Below are 15,551 nucleotides of genomic sequence, written 5' to 3' on the forward strand. Positions count from 1 at the left end.
AACACCAAAGCTATCACTCAGAAGAAAAAGAACAAAAGCCGCCCTCGATCAAACTTTCCTACAGAAATTACTCGGAATTTAGATGCGTAAGCCCTGCGCCGAGTGCGAGGGATTCGGATTATGATGTGCCCCCCTGATTCGCCGGTTGGAATAATCGCGACGAGTTCACCTACAGCCCCGCCTGATGTACGTAACGAACGTGTTGGAGCGGGAGAGAAAGGAAAACAGATAAGCCGAATCAGTACCGTACGTTTTCCCGCCGCAGGAGTCGCCCGGGTTCGGAAAGCCGGGGCTGGTCGTTGAAAAGCGACGCCCGAATTTGCTTAAAGCCGTATGTTCATATAGTATAGTGCAGCAACCCCCGACCCCGCAGAAAAGCCGCCGGATAAAGGAGAACAGCTATGGAAGAAGACACAAGATCTGATATGGCGTCAGATGATGGGAAGATTTCTCGCCGTTCTTTCCTTGCCGGGGCGGCTGCCGGCGCGGCAGGCGCTTGGGGGATCTCTTACGGATTAAAGGCGATGGCCGTTGACCCCTCACGTCCGCCCGATCTTTACGAATTCTTTCTTGACAACTTCTGGTTCAAGGAGGCCGAGCTCGAGCGCGAGCGCCTGAATCCACCGCTGAAAGGCAGCCATCAAGCAGACATCGTGATTATCGGCGGCGGCTTTACCGGGCTGTCATCGGCTTTGCATCTGAGCCGCCTGCTGCCTCAGAAGAAGATCGTGCTGCTTGAAGGCGCCTGTTGCGGGTACGGCGCGAGCGGGCGCAATGGCGGTTTTTGCGACGCCGGCATCCCGGGATTGATGGATTATGTGCATGAGGCCGGGCCGGAGCTTGGCCGGAAGGCGTTTGACGCCACACTTTACGGCCTGAAGCAGATCAGAGAGCTTTCGACGGAGCATGGAGTCAAGTGCGATTTCGAGGAGAACGGAATGCTCGAGGCGGCAATGGATGAGGAGCAGGCCGAGAATCTCGAAAAGGAGTATGAGCTATATAAGACGATGGGGCTCGACGCAACCATTGTGCAGGGACAGGAACTGAAAATGGAGGTAAACTCGCCGCGGTATCTTGCGCTCTTGAAATTCCCGTACGGCGGCATAGTAAATCCCGCCAAATTGGCGCGCGGTATGAAACCGCTGATCGAGAAGGCCGGGGTCGAGGTGCACGAATGCACAGTTGTCATGCGGGTGACTCCGGGCAAACAGCATCGTGTTGAGACGGAGATGGGGGAGATCACCGCGCCCATACTCGTTCTGGGTCTGAATGGATATTCCTCAAAAATCGGCTTCTTCAAGAATCGCGTAATGCCGCTCTGTAGCTATGTGATCGCGACTGAACCTCTGAGCCAGGCGCAGTGGGACTCAATCGGGTGGAAGAACAGACAGGGAATGGCAGATATGCGGGTTCTATTCGATTACCAGCGTCCAAGCGCCGACGGCAGAATAGTCATCGGAGGTTCCGATTATCCCTATTTCGCCAACGACCAACTCAGTTCAGGGAACAATAAACCGGTCATCGAGTTGTTGACGCAGAGCCTGCTGACGACATTTCCGCAACTCGAAGGCATCCGAATCGATCACGCATGGGGCGGCACTATGGGTTTTACCCTTGATTTTACGCCGTCGGTCGGCGTATTGGGAGATGATAACAATTTGTTTTATGGCGTCGCCTATAACGGCGAAGGAGTCGCTTTTGGGCAGACTGCAGGCCGAATCATTGCGGAGCTTGTAGCCGGCGAGCGGAGCGGACTGACGGATTTATTTGTGTTGAATCATAAAATTCCCTATGCCGGACCGCAAAGCGCGCGGTTTCTTTCGGCTCGCCTGCACAAGTGGTATCTCACCCGAACGTCGTCGAAGACGGTTCGATGAAAGGCGGCTAAAGGGGGCAAAACCACCTGTTTTACCGGGGCCAAGAGAACACTCCCCTAAAGGCGAAAGCCGGTTCCGGGTGGTTCATCTCGTGTGAAAGGTGCTTTGCCCTTCAATTGCTCATACATTTATGAGTCATTCCATCTCTCCCCAAAAAACGGGACGTGTGTTTTTTGGCTGGTACATTGTCTGTGCCGGATTCATCTGTTTGTGGATCAATGCCGGGATTGGCTTCTATTCTTTCCCCGTCTTCCTGGTGGAGTTGACCAATAAGCTGGGATGGGGAAGAGGGTCCACCGCAGTTGGCATCTCGATCACCTTTATCATTGGGGGCTTTGCGAGTCCGGTCGTCGGCAGATTGCTGCCGAATTTGGGGCCGAAGAAACTTATTATCGCCGGCTCCATTCTCATGAGCCTCGCGTTTATCGCGTTCAGCTTCATGACGGCGCTCTGGCAATTCTACCTCATTTGCTCCTTCCTCGCCATCGGGTTGAGCTGCACCGGAACAATGCCTGCCAGTTACGTGATCTCCGACTGGTTTCAGAGAAAACGGGGAAGGGCAATGGGAATCATGATGATAGGCGTCGGATTGGGCGGACTAACCTTTGTTCCATTGACTAACCGGCTCATTCAATCGCTCGAGCTGCGACAAACCTTCATTGCCTATGGGCTCTTTATCAGCTTGGCTATTGTTCCGATTACCAGTATTATCATCAGACGAAGGCCAGCCGAGGCAGGAGTGATGCCCGATGGAGACCTAGAAGCGGTCGCGCGCACAAGCGGCTCTGACTCCTCTTCGCCTGCGGCGCCGGTTTCCTGGAAGCTCAAGGAAGCGCTTCGTACAAAAACCTTCTGGGCAATCGCCGCCGCCTTTCTTTTGGCAACCTTTGGGCAGACTCCCATCCTCATTCATCAGGTCGCTTACTTTCAGGATATCGGTATATCAGCCGAGAAGGCTGCGGCCGCACTTGGCCTGTGCGCTTTCTTGGGGATCGGCGGAAAGTTGTTTTTCGGGGCAATGGCCGACCGCTATCCCGCCCGCTATGCAATGATGCTTTGTTTCGGGCTGCAATTCGTGGGAACGCTCCTTCTGCTAAAAACCGGAGGCTTGGGCTCCCCCTACTGGTTTGTAATCGTTTGGGGATTCGCGATGGGGGGAGTAATTGCGTTGGAGCCGCTTATCGTGGTTGAATGTTTCGGAATGGAATCTTTTGGAGTAATTCTCGGCATGCTCTACGTCCTGACCACAATCGGCGGGTCCTCGGGGGCTCCGTTTGCGGGATTCATATTCGATTTTTTCAAGAGTTATAATGCTGCTTTTGTGCTGTTCGCTGTTACCTATCTCTTTGCGACTGCTTTCAGCCTGCTTGCGGTGCCGCCATGCAAGATTTCCATCCGGCCAACCATTCTGTAATAGATTCAGAATAGCCTCACCGCGCATGCGAAGACATTTCTGTCACTACAATTATTGCACCGGCTGAATTTTGAGATATCTTTTCCCGACGACAGCCCCGGCCATGCATACGATCAATGACGCAATGACAAAAGACATATCGCGCGCCTGAAAGGATGCGAGCCCCAGCGTGATCTTATAATAAAGAGTTATCACGCCGATGACGCACCACAGGAAAGTCAGCCGCTTATTCTTATGGCCGATCCAGCATCCGCCGAGAAAAGTCGCTAGATAAAACAAGGCGATACCAAGTGCGCTGCTGATCCAGTGCGGTAATGATCTCGGGAAAAGGGTATGAAAAAGGAGGAGTGTCCCCAACCATGCTGCAAACAGAAACAGATGGAAGAGGAAGAACCCCTGGAGTCCGATGAGGACGTTCTTCATCACGAAAAATCTTCTGATACGGAAAAGACGCCATAGTACCACCCCAAAAAGCAGCATGAAGATGATATAGCCATACATTACATAATCCCGCGAAATATTCAGTTTCAGAAGATATTTGTCCATCGCCTTCTGTGGGTACTGCGTTATAAGGAATATCCACGTAATCCAGAAGATGATTCGCTCGTCGTTTTGAGAGAATACCATAATTTCCGAGGCCATGATAAGCGGAGTCTCTGCATCAATCAAACAAGATCACATCGCGCAACGCCATTTCGTTTTGCACGCGGGGGCATTTGGCAAAACTGTCACGGACCCGTTAGCCGAGGGCACAGAATTGGGGGGCAGCGATTCCAACTAGGACGCTCCTTCTTGACAAGGGGTAGCGATCGGAATCCGGACGGCTTGACCCATTCTACTATTCAACGTGCTCGCTACGGCTGCCGGCTGTAGCTGATCCGGTAAATGGAGCCGGAATGATCATCGGAGACGAGTAGTGCGCCATCGGGCATAACCTGCACGTCAACCGGCCGTCCCCACTTATCCGAATCCTGAAGCCATCCGTCCGCAAATACCTCTAATGCCGCGGGTTTGTTGTCCTCCAGCCGGACGAGCATCACCCGATAGCCAATGGGTTCTGTTCGGTTCCACGATCCGTGCTCGGCGATGAATATCTGGGTTCGGTATTCGGAGGGAAACATTTCTCCCGTATAAAACCGCATGCCGAGCGCCGCCACGTGCGGGCCCAAGTTCATTGCCGCCGGCACATATTTTCGGCAATCTGCCTCTTCCTCAAAAAACGGATCAGGCGTATTCTTCCCATAACAATAAGGGAAGCCGAAATGCATTCCTTCCTGCGGCGCATAATTCAACTCGTCTGGCGGCAAATCATCACTCAACCGATCGCGCCCGTTGTCGGTAAACCACAACACGCCGGTCTTGGGGTGCCAGTCGAAGCCGACGGTATTGCGAATGCCTCGCGCAAAAATCTCAAGATCGTATCCGTCCGGATTCATTCTCATGATGGTGCCATAACGAGGGTTTTCTCGAACACAGATATTGCATGGCATTCCCACAGGCACGTAAAGCTTTCCATCCGGGCCGAACCTGATGAATTTCCAGCCATGAGATCGATCGGCGGGAAAGCTGTCATTGACAACTACAGCGTCTGGCGGCCTTTGCAGGTTTTCCTCAATTCTGTCAAACCGGATAATGCGGTTGATTTCCGCCACATAAAGAGATCCATCGCGGAAAGCGACTCCATTCGGCATATTCAAACCGCCTGCGATAGTGATCACCTCATCCGCTTTTGAATCATTGTCATTATCTAAAACCGCATAAACTTTCCCTTCGTTTCTCGTGCCTACGAATAAAGTGCCGTTTTTCCCGAGAGTCATTGATCGTGCCCCGGGGATATCGTTGGCATATACGGCGATCTCGAAGCCGGCGGGCAGCTTGATCAGATGCAGGGGCAATTGTGTGTTTTCGGCGTCCGATATTCCGCAAGAGAAGAAAATGAATTCCACAACCGCAATCAGCAAGACAAAATTTTTAGCCATTGGCGTTCCTCGGGCTTCGGATGCCCATTTTTTTGTATTTATTTCTAAAACAAATTGTTGCACAGATGGGATGAAGGGGCAAGGGAGCCAGGAGAAGGGGGACGCATGGCGCGTCCCCCTGAAGGCGAGGTTGATCTATGTTTAGTAAGTTGAAGTTACGTCCACAAAATCCTTCCCGGTCATGTCATCAAGTTTTCCATTCGGGTCACCATCCAGAATGAAAAAGAAACGGTAACTCCCCCTGGGAAGCGTCCGTTCCAGGATAGGGGTAGGCGGAAGGTCGAATAATTCGTAAGAGCCCGCACTTACCGGAACTTCTGAGCGCACCCAAACATCAGGCGGCGTAAACCAGTACAGACTTGAAGAGGCCTTCGCGCCTATCCAGCAGTCATACAACATGCCGGCTGAGGCATGTGGTTCGACGGAAACAGTAATAGTAACGGGCTGGCTCTCTCTTACGGTCACCAGCCCATCCTTCCCGTTAGCCTTGATATCAGGTGCCGGAGAAGTGTTGGCGTACAGAACCGTTAGCCCGCTGCCGCAACTGGCCAAAGCGACGTCATTGGAGCCGTCGTTATTGAGGTCGCCGATTACGAGCGAATGCGGTTTGTAAAGTGAATTGTAAGGAATCGGGTACAACTCGTAAGTAGGCAGTTCGCCGTCGCTCTGGAGATGCACTTCCAGCACGTCGCCGCCCGCAGTAAGGACGTCGTTTTTTCCATCCCAGTTGACATCTCCAATTTCCACCGGAGTAGGTTGTCCAGAGGATGGATAACTTACAACGGGATCGAGTGTCCCGGATTCATTTTGGAAGAAAACACCGATATTGTAGCTATAGGTGACCACCACGTCCTGCAGACCATTCTCATTGACATCTCCAACGGCCACTCCAGATGTGTTCTCGTCAATCAGGAGGTCGTAATAGAATGGGCCTTCCATTGTTCCCGACGTGTTCTGCAGCAAGATTCCAAGATTATCAACATCATATCCCTGTCCGCTCATCACGATGATATCATCGAGCCCATCATTATTTACGTCTCCTACCTCCAGATCATCGTATCCGCCATGCTTCACAATATACGTGACCCGCGGGTTGAGCGTTCCCGAAATGTTTTGAAGGAAAACCTCGACATCATGTGATTGTGCCCCCCAGTCGATCGAGACAACATCATCGAGGCCGTCATTATTAAAGTCGCCAATCCTGACGCGCGTGCTCGAAAGCCGAGTGGGGTAGAGAACAACCGGATCAAGAGTACCCATATCATTCTGAAGGAAAACGCCTATGTTGCCATTCAGGGCGACAATCACGTCATTTTTTCCGTCATTGTTCAGATCACCAATGTCAACGGAAAACGGGCTATAAGCCGGGGCCACGCCATACTTGCCGGAAAATGCGAGTTCGCCGCTCTCTTGCTGCAGGAAGACATGGATGCGGTTGTCATTATCCGGGTCCCATCCATATCCCGGCGTGGCAACAACGACGTCGTTTAACCCGTCGTTATCGAGATCTCCAATAGCCACCGCTTCAGCGCACGAACCTGTTTCATGCGTCTCGTAAGGGAGAAAGAGATTGGCTGCATGAGAAGAGCCAGGCAAAAGTGATGCTGCGAAAGCGAGAACAACGAAGACTGCTGTTAATGAACGATCATTCTGTCTGCACATCATACCCCCCCCTTGGATGACCAACTTCCAGCCCCAATTGATTCTCGTGATGATCGTTATTATATCACCGCCAAATGTGGAAAATGAAGAAATCATTAACGAGCTTGGCTGAATACCATTCTTTCTCCCAAACCCGTATCTTCGGGCTGAGGAAGATGAAAAGTCATATGGCCGGCTTATGAATTGTTGCTGCCGGAATGTTTGATGAGGAAAAAAGACACCTGCGTCAGCCGAACGAAGGGCCCGAGCGAGCGGTCGATCTCATAACGCTCGGTCTCCGCCGGAGCGGCTGGCGCCAGAAAATGAACGTTGGGGGGGACATGGATAAAACATCTCGTTCCAACCTTCAAACCGTACCTCGTGCCGGTGATGGGGATGGATTGAGTCGTGTTTGAATCAATCGGGATGCCGGAGAAAGAAAAGATGCCGTCGCTCTCCCTTATCTTCGCCCTCTGCGCTGGAGACGACTCCGAGTCCCGGGGTAACAGCATTGCATTTCTCGCATAATATCGAAACAGCGGCTCGTAATTCAAAATGTATGCCCTGTCGGCGAGCACAACCGGATTCTCATATGAAACAAGATATTGGCCCACCTGTTTAAGTTCGCCTCCTCCATAGTTGCTGCCAAACGACTGATAGAGGGATAGGCAGAACCCTAACAGGATGGATAGGAGCAGGATCAGGCGATAAATTCTTTGAGATAGTTGTTCCCGTAGCCATCCAAAGGATACCGCCAAGAAGGGAATCATGCCGAAGAGATAGTAGCTGTGCCGATGGAAAAAGAGGTAGAAAATGAAGAAAAGTGCAATTGAAAGGATCACGAGCAGCTTGTTTCGAGTGAAATGAAGAAATGAAACCGCCATCCCTGCGATTCCACCAAGGAGTATTAGCGGCGAACACCCCCATAGCAACTCTGTAAGCAAAAACTGCAATGTGGGGCCGGCGGCGAGGCCCGCTTTGCTCGCTGAGCCGTGCAACTGTGCCCGGATCAGCCGGCCCGCATCGTGCAGCAGATGATATCCGTAGTACGGAGCGATTACCACTGCGGCGGCTGCCAAGAAAATGAGAAAATCCTTTTTCAGCAGCTTTTTTCTGTCTGGTCCAAGCGCCTCGAACAGAATTAGTGCCGCGGCCGGTATGACGGCGAATTGTTTTGTGAAAAGCGAGAACCCAAGAAAGATGCCCGCCAGCACGAAAGTAAGGCTGTTTTCACTGCGGCGGGCCTTCAAATAGAAATAGACGCAGAAGAGCGAGAGCGTGACGTAAACGATGTCCGTTTGCACGTTGCGGCCAAGGATAAGGAAGAGAGATGTCGAGGCAAAAAGGGCAGCCGTCTCCAGACCTGCCCCTTTCCTAAGCAGCGTCTCTCCCAGCAAGTAAACCGCCAGAAGCGACAGAAGCGAAAAAAACACCGGCACAATACGAGCCGCCGCCTCGCCAGGTCCGAACAGTGAGAAACTGATATAAATGAGATAAGAGAAAAAGGGAGGGACATTCAAATCGAGATTCTCATCATAGGTGGTCGGCATAAAGAGAGAATGAGAGGAATAATTTTCGGCGATGGCGGCGTACCAGGCTTCCTGAAAACCATGGAAGCCGTCAAAAGGCTCAAATAACCCGAAAAAGAGGAATCCGGCGACTGCCATGATGAACAACAGGAGGAAAATCTTATATAACCTGCCGCCGCTTTCCTCTATCGGGCCGCAAACGGGGATCTCTTCTGCATGGGGGGCGCTGAGATCGATTGCAGAAGTTGAGTGTTCCGGCGTCACTTTTGAAATACCATCTTATTCCCAGTGATAAAAATGCCGCTCCATCGGCACAGGTTCACGCGATAGAGCGGCAAGATTGTTATTCAGGTCTTTCCTTGATTTCGCCGCATTTCCACAAGAGCGTGTTCCATTTGTGGTCGACGTATTTCTGGAAAGTCATCAACATGTCGGCGTTCTCAGGCTTGAACAGGTGATTGAAGCGACCCTGACCCTTCAGCCATTCTTCGAGCGGCTTCTTCTCGCGCGGCTTATAAGTCAACTTGTAGACGCCGTTCACCACTTCATAGAGCGGCCATAGACAGGTGTCCACGCCGAGCTTCGAATATTTCAAAGAATCGGCCGGGTTAATCCGCCAGCCCCTGTGGCAGGAGGAGAGAACGTTGATGAAGGAAGGCCCCTTCGTCGCCAGAGCCTTTGTTACTTTCTTGTTGAGGTCACGGTGGAAACCGATTGATGCTTGCGCTACGTATGGCACGTCATGTGCCACCATAATCTGCGTCAGATCTTTCTGGAATTGCTGTTTCCCCGCGATCTTAATGCCGGCGGGTGTCGTGCTGGTGGCGGCTCCAAACGGGGTTGCGCTCGAGCGCTGGATGCCGGTATTCATATAGCCTTGGTTATCGTAGCAAAGGTAGAGCATGTTGTGCCCGCGTTCCATCGCGCCGGAAAGCGATTGCAGGCCGATGTCGTACGTGCCGCCATCGCCCCCGAAGGCGATAAAGCTGTACTCGGCGTCCAGCTTCCCCTTCTTCTTCAACGCCCGATATGCGGTTTCAACTCCGGAGATTGTGGCGGCAACGTTCTCAAATGCATTATGGATGAAGGAACTACGCCACGCCGTGAACGGAAATATGGTGGAGACCACTTCCATGCAGCCGGTTGATAATCCGGCCACGAGATGTTTATCTACTGCCAGGGTCACCTGTCGCATTGTTATTGCAGGCGCGCAACCGGAACACGCCCGATGCCCGCTGCAGAATATGTCCTGTCTTTTCGCTAATTCTTTTAAAGATGCCATTGAATCACCCTCACTCTATTAAAGACTTATTCTCTCAGCCCCAGGTATTTCATCTGCTGGTCGCATTTCCCTTCAAAGAGATCGTTAAACGCCGATTCGGCCATTGCCGGCATGAAATCGCGTCCGCCGAGACCGTAAATGTAGCTGCAAATGGGGATTGTCTTCCCGTACATGGCTGCTTTTGTTTCCAGGTACAGCGGCCCGCCCTGCGCACCGAAAGAGATCGATCGATCCAGGACGGCGACCGATTTCAGGTGGCTGAGCGCCTGAGCGAGCTGCTCATACGGGAAGGGCCGGAACACGCGCAACTTGATCATTCCCGCCCTGGTTCCGCGTTCCCGCAGGGTATCGACAACTTCCTTCGTCGTGCCCGCAGCCGAACCCATCACGATTATCGCGCATTCGGCGTCATCCAACCGGTATTTTTCGAAGAAGCTGTATTCCCGGCCGGTCAGTTCAAGAAACTCCTTGCCAACCTGCTCGATCACGCGGGGCGCATTGTACATGCCTTCCACCTGCTGGCGCTTATGCTCGAAATAGTAATCCTGCAGGTCCAGCGCGCCCATCGTTATCGGCTGGTTAGGATCGAGCAGGGTGAAAAGAGGCGTGAACTCACCTACGAAGCGCCGCGCCGCCTCATCGTCCAGAATTTCAAGCACCTCTGTGGTATGACTGATAATGAAGCCGTCCAGCGTGATCATTGTCGGCAACATCACGTCCTTGTGCTCGGCGATCCGAAACGCCTGCAGCGTGTTGTCGTATGCTTCCTGCGTATTCTCAGAGAAAATCTGTATCCAACCGGCGTCGCGCGCGCCCATCGAGTCGCTATGATCACAATGAATGTTCAGCGGGCCGCTCAGCGCGCGGTTTACGACGGGCATCACGATCGGCAGCCGCAATCCCGATGCAATATACAGCACTTCCCACATCAGCGCCAGTCCATTGGCGCTCGTAGCGGTAATGGCGCGGACTCCGCTTGCCGAGGCGCCCACAGTGGCGCTCATGGCGCTATGCTCGGACTCGACGGCAATCAGTTCGGTGTCTACTTTGCCGTCATTCACGAATTCGGCGAATCTATGCATCAATTCTGTTTGCGGCGTGATCGGGAAAACGGCGGCAACATCCGGATTTACCTGCCGCAGCGCTTCTGCGACCGCCTCATTCCCAGTCAGCGCAATTCTCGCTGTTTCTTTTGCCATTGTTTACCTCTTATTCCTCGAATTCTGATTCCGGTTTCATGGCGATGGCGCTCACCTTCGGCGGGCACACTGCTGCGCAGATGCCGCACCCCTTGCAATGGGTGAGATCGAATCCCTTGAACTGGTCGTCTTCCACTATTATGGCTGCATCCGGGCAGGCAAACCAACATTCCAGGCAATTGATGCACTTCTCTTTATCATGGACGGGCCTGAATGAACGCCATGAACCGGTTTCATATTCATATGCAGTCCCCCCGCGCGGAATGATTCCGCCGATGGGGATTTCCTTCCAGCCTTTCAATTTGCTCATGCTGCTTTTACCTCCTCATATGCGCGTTTGATCGCTTTGAGGTTCCCCTCGACCACCTGAGCCTTGAATTTCTTGGAGAACTTTTTCTTGATATCCTCAAGCAATACGTCAAGCGAGAGGGTGCCGGATACCTTTACCAGCGCACCCAGCATCGGCGTGTTCGGGATGGGGCGGCCCATTTCTTCAAGCGCGATCTGCGACGCATCAATCAGGAAAAGCTTTTTCCCGCTCCATTTCAGTTTGCCGCGGATTGCCTTCGGATCTTTGTTCGTATTGACAATCAGAATCCCGTCTTCTGCAAGTCCTTCGCATACGTTAACCGTGTCCAGAAGCGTGTCGTCAAGCACGACGACCGTATCGGGCTCATCAATTGCCGAATGAAGGCGTATGGGATGGTCGCTGATCCGCGTGAAACCCCTCATCGGAGCACCCATTCGCTCAGGACCATAATCAGGGAAACCCTGGCTGTACTTGCCGTCTCCTATCGCTGCTTCCGCAAGAAAAGTGGCGGCCGTTTTGGCGCCCTGGCCTCCGCGTGCATGCCATCGAATTTCAGTTAATTTTGCCACTTTTTCCGTTGTCTCCTTGGTTGCTTTTCCCCTTGAACAATATTCCTATCATTATAATAATAGCACATTTAGAAAAAATTTTTCTACTGCCCTTGCCAGTTCCAATTCTGGGTGGGCGATGGAAAAGTATAGCAAAGCGAACGGCGTATTTCAAGCATTTTTTGCGGCTCTTGCTCTCTCGCACCATCCAGAATTCCATCTTCTCCGGCATCGCTTCATCGTCTCCATTGGGAAGAGTTTGCTTCTCCGGCCGGAAATCATCCAGGTAATGGAGACGTTCGCAGGCGTATCATAAGCGTTTCCCGGAAAGGGACGCCCCGTCATTTGGCTTCTGGACCAGAATGCAGGAAATTCAGATTTGCTGCTTTTAGAAGCATTGGAAATAATGAGACAGCGATGAGGGCCTCTCACGAACCGCAAAAAGGGCTTTAAGATGGAGCGCCGGAAAACCCATGGCAGAGTGTGCAGCCGCCACTCGTATCAGAACCTTCCTGAAACGTACCACTGGAAGTTAAAATGAGCGGCAAATACCCTGGTAGAAAACCGGTTTCCTAACACCAGGACAAGATGAAAGTACCGCAGAAAGAAAAGGATGAAAATATGCAAGATCGGCAAGCTGATGGCCCAACAAAATCTTACCATCTGATTTTAGAGCAAAAAATAGAACAGGGCTTGGCCGAGTTTGAGCGGTCCAACAGCGGATTGTTTCTATCCGCTCTTTCGGCCGGCTTGGATTTAGGCTTCAGCGTCTTTCTAATGGCGGTCCTGTATTCCAGATTCAGCGGAATTCTTACAAATGAAGCCATAGAAAGCCTGATGGCAATCGTCTACTCAACCGGTTTCCTGTTGGTGATTTTCGGCAGATCGGAATTGTTTACAGAACACACGGCGCTGGCGGTATTTCCTGTTTTGGCCGGGCGGTCCACGATTCGCTCTCTGCTGCGCGTGTGGATGATTATTTACATGGCGAACCTTCTCGGAGCGGCTGCATTCTCTCTTCTCCTGCTTGCTGTCGGTCCTTCCCTGAACATCATCAAGGAGGATGCTTTTGTCAATCTTGCCGAATCGCTCATTAAGCCTTCATGGTACATAATCCTGCTCAGTGGCGTTGTGGCAGGTTGGCTGATGGGCCTGGTGTCCTGGCTCGTGACCGCAGGGAAGGAGACAATCGGACAGGTATTTTTTGTGATGCTGCTCACAGCAACAATAGGATTCGGGAAACTGCATCATTGTATTGTGGGCTCAATAGAAATCCTTCCTGCCGTCTATTTGGGCCTTGGGGTCAGCTTCTGGCAATATCTGTACACCCTCTTGTGGATGACCTTTGGAAACATAATTGGAGGGGTTTTTTTCGTGGCTTTGATCAAATACAGCCACACCGTTCGCGGTTAGCAGAAAAGCTGCTTGAGAGGGTCCAATTCGGTGGGCGGAATTTTGATCATAAGCACTGCAGGAAGGGCGTCGCTTGAATCCAAATCCAAAAATCAGGTGAGTCCCCGATGCTTCTGCCAAAACGCGTACTCGTACGGCCATTCCTGCTTCCGGTAGACCATCAGGTATTTCATTCGCTCCTTGAAATTATCTTTCACGCGCTCGACCTCCGGCAGAACTGCTTTGCTTTTCCAAGAATGCACCAAAATCCTGCCCAGTTCGCGGGCGCGCGCAACAATTTCCTCGGTGAATCGGCCGTCCGGAAGCAGGCCCATAGTTGCCCAGACCGAACCGACCGGCGTAATGCCAGTGGTGATCAGGAAATGATTCATGTAGTTGACAATCGGCTCCTCGTCGCCACCGCCCGACGTTACGACTGAGGCGCCATATTTTCCCTCGAATCCCACGCAATGAATCACGCCGCAGCACCTGTCAATGAATGCCTTAAGTTGAGCGCTCACGCTGTAGATGTAGTTTGGACTGCCGAGGATCAGTCCGTCCGCGTCAAGGATCTTCTGCCTGATCTCTTCAAAATCATCTTTCTGCGGACATTTCCCCACTTTATGACAAGTGTCACAGGCGTTGCACGGATTCACTCTCTTGCCCGGGAGGAAAATCGTTTCGACGCAAGCGCCTTCACCTTCCGCGCCTTCACCCACCAAATCTGCCAATCGCGCTGTCGCACCCCTCGCTTTATGAGGGCTCCCGATGATAGTGATGATTTTCATGCTTCCTCCCGATCAACTAAACATGACGGTCAAAATGCCGGTGGCTTGCGTTGGATTCATTATCCCATAAAGTGGGGAGAATTGTCACGGGAGGAAACAAGGAAAAAAGAGTTTCAGAAGGAGCTAAGGCCTTAGGAAATTCCTGCTGTGAGGAAAAAGTCAGACTATCCGGACAGCACCTGGACCCTGCTGGGCCTATCATTCCTTCGGCTGTTCCAGTTCGGCCGCTTCCGCCTGTTCCAACAGTTGTACGAGGGGAGGCTTAGCGTTCCCTTCAGCTTTTGCGATGGCGAGCGCTGTCAGTCCGGCCTTGTTTCTGGCGGTTGCGTTGGCGCCTCGATCAAGGAGCATTTTTACAGCTTCAGCGTTTCCGACTGATGCGGCGGCCATTAAGGGAGTCTGCCCATTCTTGTTCCTTGCATTCGGGTCGGCATTCGCGTTGAGCAGAAGCCGGGCGATTTCGGTTTTGTCCTCGCCAATGGCCATCAATAATGGCGATGATCCATCCTTTGCGGCGAGATTGGGATCGGCGCCTTTCTCGAGAAGTAATTTTGCGACGTCAGCGTTTCCGGCAGCAACCGCAGCAAGCAACGGAGTCTGCCCATTCTTATCCCGTATATTCGGGTCCGCATTATGATCAAGCAGGAGAAGGGTCAGATCGTTTTTGCCTTCACGAACGGCCGTCAGCAGCAGCGCCGACTCCTCCATATCGCGGGCATTCGGATTCGCGCCGCCATCGAGCAGGAGACCGGCCATCTCCATCTTGTTATCGCGAACGGCCAGCAACAGCGACGTCCAACCATTTCTCGCCGCCGTATCAGGATCAGCGCCTCTCTGGAGCAGGATTTCGGCCATGTGGAGGTCGTTGTTGAGAGCGGCGATCATCAGCGCGGTGGCGCCTCCCCTGGTCCTCGTATTGACCTTGGCGCCGCCGTCCAGAAGAATGTACACGATCGACGTGTTTCGCGCGAGAGCAGCGAGCGTGAGCGCGGTGAAGCCTTGGGTGGTTTTTGCGTTCGGATTTGCTCGCATCCTCAATAAGCTTCTGACGACATCAGAATTTCCGCCGCTGGTGGCAGCCATTATGGCCGTCATGTTGCTGTCCTTGAATGGCGCCCAGCTCTCATCCTCCCCCAGAAGAAGGTTGGCGGCCTCTTCTTTATTGAGATACCGCTCGATTAATCTTACCGTTTGAAGATCGATTCCGGTGGCATTGGGATCTACCCCATCGCTCAGCAGAATACGAACATATTTCGAGTTCCCTTTACTTGCTTCTGTCATCAGTAATGTAGAAGAACTGCTTCGATCGGCTGCGGCGGCATATTTGTTGCCGGAATATGAACTGCAGCCCGCCGTGCCCATCAAGAGCATGAGCATTAGGAACAGTGTCGTGCGAAAATGTCCATTCGCAGTCATCTTGCGACCCCTCTCTTCACGTCGGTTGTCCGTTTGTCAGACGCCGGCTGGCCTCGTTCCTGCCATTGTCGGCCTTTTCAATAAATTAAGATTTTATTCAGCCGAAGGAGCAAAAAACCTGCCAATGAAAACCGTGCTCAAAGCCCGCTACTGCGCGAGTCCTTCTTGACACTGGA

The 15,551-nt window shown here is 52.4% G+C and carries 14 protein-coding genes; 3 read left to right on the forward strand and 11 right to left on the reverse strand.

The window, feature by feature from the left end:
* Positions 1–401 precede the first annotated feature (401 nt).
* Together C4520_01865 and C4520_01870 are read left to right on the forward strand one after the other, a co-directional pair.
* Positions 402–1,877 (forward strand): FAD-dependent oxidoreductase, encoded by a 1,476-nt coding sequence (locus tag C4520_01865; protein RJP25707.1) that lies wholly within the window; start codon positions 402–404, stop codon positions 1,875–1,877.
* A gap of 130 nt (positions 1,878–2,007) precedes the next feature.
* The gene (locus tag C4520_01870) at positions 2,008–3,291 is read left to right on the forward strand and encodes an MFS transporter (GenBank protein ID RJP25645.1); all 1,284 of its coding nucleotides are present in this window, start codon (positions 2,008–2,010) and stop codon (positions 3,289–3,291) included.
* 51 nt (positions 3,292–3,342) lie between these two features.
* On the opposite strand, the gene C4520_01875 is transcribed toward C4520_01870, so the two are convergent.
* The 9 genes from C4520_01875 to C4520_01915 form a co-directional block, all read right to left on the reverse strand.
* Positions 3,343–3,933: a hypothetical protein gene (locus C4520_01875; GenBank protein ID RJP25646.1), complete on the reverse strand. Its 591-nt coding sequence runs from the start codon at positions 3,931–3,933 to the stop codon at positions 3,343–3,345.
* 212 nt (positions 3,934–4,145) lie between these two features.
* Entirely contained in the window at positions 4,146–5,270 is a 1,125-nt protein-coding gene (locus tag C4520_01880; protein ID RJP25647.1) for a sorbosone dehydrogenase family protein, read from the reverse strand.
* 141 nt (positions 5,271–5,411) lie between these two features.
* Entirely contained in the window at positions 5,412–7,028 is a 1,617-nt protein-coding gene (locus C4520_01885) for a VCBS repeat-containing protein (GenBank protein RJP25648.1), read from the reverse strand.
* A gap of 80 nt (positions 7,029–7,108) precedes the next feature.
* Entirely contained in the window at positions 7,109–8,704 is a 1,596-nt protein-coding gene (locus C4520_01890) for a phospholipid carrier-dependent glycosyltransferase (GenBank protein RJP25649.1), read from the reverse strand.
* Between the two features lie 79 nt (positions 8,705–8,783).
* Positions 8,784–9,722 carry a pyruvate ferredoxin oxidoreductase gene (locus C4520_01895; protein ID RJP25650.1) on the reverse strand — a complete coding sequence of 313 codons (939 nt, stop codon included), beginning with the start codon at positions 9,720–9,722 and terminating at the stop codon, positions 8,784–8,786.
* A 26-nt stretch (positions 9,723–9,748) separates the two neighbouring features.
* Positions 9,749–10,921, reverse strand: coding sequence for a pyruvate ferredoxin oxidoreductase (gene porA, locus C4520_01900; protein RJP25651.1), 1,173 nt, complete (start codon positions 10,919–10,921; stop codon positions 9,749–9,751).
* A 10-nt stretch (positions 10,922–10,931) separates the two neighbouring features.
* Positions 10,932–11,231: a 4Fe-4S dicluster domain-containing protein gene (locus C4520_01905; GenBank protein RJP25652.1), complete on the reverse strand. Its 300-nt coding sequence runs from the start codon at positions 11,229–11,231 to the stop codon at positions 10,932–10,934.
* Positions 11,228–11,800, reverse strand: a complete 573-nt coding sequence (locus C4520_01910) for a pyruvate synthase (protein ID RJP25653.1) — start codon at positions 11,798–11,800, stop codon at positions 11,228–11,230. The genes C4520_01905 and C4520_01910 overlap by 4 nt, the downstream gene beginning before the upstream one ends.
* The gene (locus C4520_01915) at positions 11,784–12,011 is read right to left on the reverse strand and encodes a hypothetical protein (GenBank protein ID RJP25654.1); all 228 of its coding nucleotides are present in this window, start codon (positions 12,009–12,011) and stop codon (positions 11,784–11,786) included. The genes C4520_01910 and C4520_01915 overlap by 17 nt, the downstream gene beginning before the upstream one ends.
* A 356-nt stretch (positions 12,012–12,367) precedes the next feature.
* Between C4520_01915 and C4520_01920 the strand changes: the two genes are divergently transcribed.
* Entirely contained in the window at positions 12,368–13,192 is an 825-nt protein-coding gene (locus C4520_01920) for a formate/nitrite transporter family protein (protein ID RJP25655.1), read from the forward strand.
* Positions 13,193–13,284: 92 nt separating this feature from the next.
* Here C4520_01920 and C4520_01925 read toward each other — a convergent pair whose 3' ends face one another.
* Positions 13,285–13,959, reverse strand: a complete 675-nt coding sequence (locus C4520_01925; GenBank protein ID RJP25656.1) for a flavodoxin family protein — start codon at positions 13,957–13,959, stop codon at positions 13,285–13,287.
* Between the two features lie 198 nt (positions 13,960–14,157).
* Positions 14,158–15,375, reverse strand: a complete 1,218-nt coding sequence (locus C4520_01930; protein RJP25657.1) for an ankyrin repeat domain-containing protein — start codon at positions 15,373–15,375, stop codon at positions 14,158–14,160.
* Positions 15,376–15,551 lie beyond the last annotated feature (176 nt).

Source organism: Candidatus Abyssobacteria bacterium SURF_5, assembly GCA_003598085.1.
GTDB lineage: Bacteria > Abyssobacteria > SURF-5 > SURF-5 > SURF-5 > SURF-5.

Excerpts from the sequence above, each read along its gene's own strand:
- C4520_01885 (RJP25648.1), bottom strand. The coding sequence starts at position 7,028 with ATGATTTCTTCATTTTCCACATTTGGCGGTGATATAATAACGATCATC.
- C4520_01925 (RJP25656.1), bottom strand. The coding sequence starts at position 13,959 with ATGAAAATCATCACTATCATCGGGAGCCCTCATAAAGCGAGGGGTGCG.
- C4520_01895 (RJP25650.1), bottom strand. The coding sequence starts at position 9,722 with ATGGCATCTTTAAAAGAATTAGCGAAAAGACAGGACATATTCTGCAGC.
- C4520_01920 (RJP25655.1), top strand. The coding sequence starts at position 12,368 with ATGAAAGTACCGCAGAAAGAAAAGGATGAAAATATGCAAGATCGGCAA.
- C4520_01905 (RJP25652.1), bottom strand. The coding sequence starts at position 11,231 with ATGAGCAAATTGAAAGGCTGGAAGGAAATCCCCATCGGCGGAATCATT.
- C4520_01930 (RJP25657.1), bottom strand. The coding sequence starts at position 15,375 with ATGACTGCGAATGGACATTTTCGCACGACACTGTTCCTAATGCTCATG.
- C4520_01880 (RJP25647.1), bottom strand. The coding sequence starts at position 5,270 with ATGGCTAAAAATTTTGTCTTGCTGATTGCGGTTGTGGAATTCATTTTC.
- C4520_01915 (RJP25654.1), bottom strand. The coding sequence starts at position 12,011 with ATGCCGGAGAAGATGGAATTCTGGATGGTGCGAGAGAGCAAGAGCCGC.
- C4520_01875 (RJP25646.1), bottom strand. The coding sequence starts at position 3,933 with ATGGCCTCGGAAATTATGGTATTCTCTCAAAACGACGAGCGAATCATC.
- porA (RJP25651.1), bottom strand. The coding sequence starts at position 10,921 with ATGGCAAAAGAAACAGCGAGAATTGCGCTGACTGGGAATGAGGCGGTC.
- C4520_01865 (RJP25707.1), top strand. The coding sequence starts at position 402 with ATGGAAGAAGACACAAGATCTGATATGGCGTCAGATGATGGGAAGATT.
- C4520_01870 (RJP25645.1), top strand. The coding sequence starts at position 2,008 with ATGAGTCATTCCATCTCTCCCCAAAAAACGGGACGTGTGTTTTTTGGC.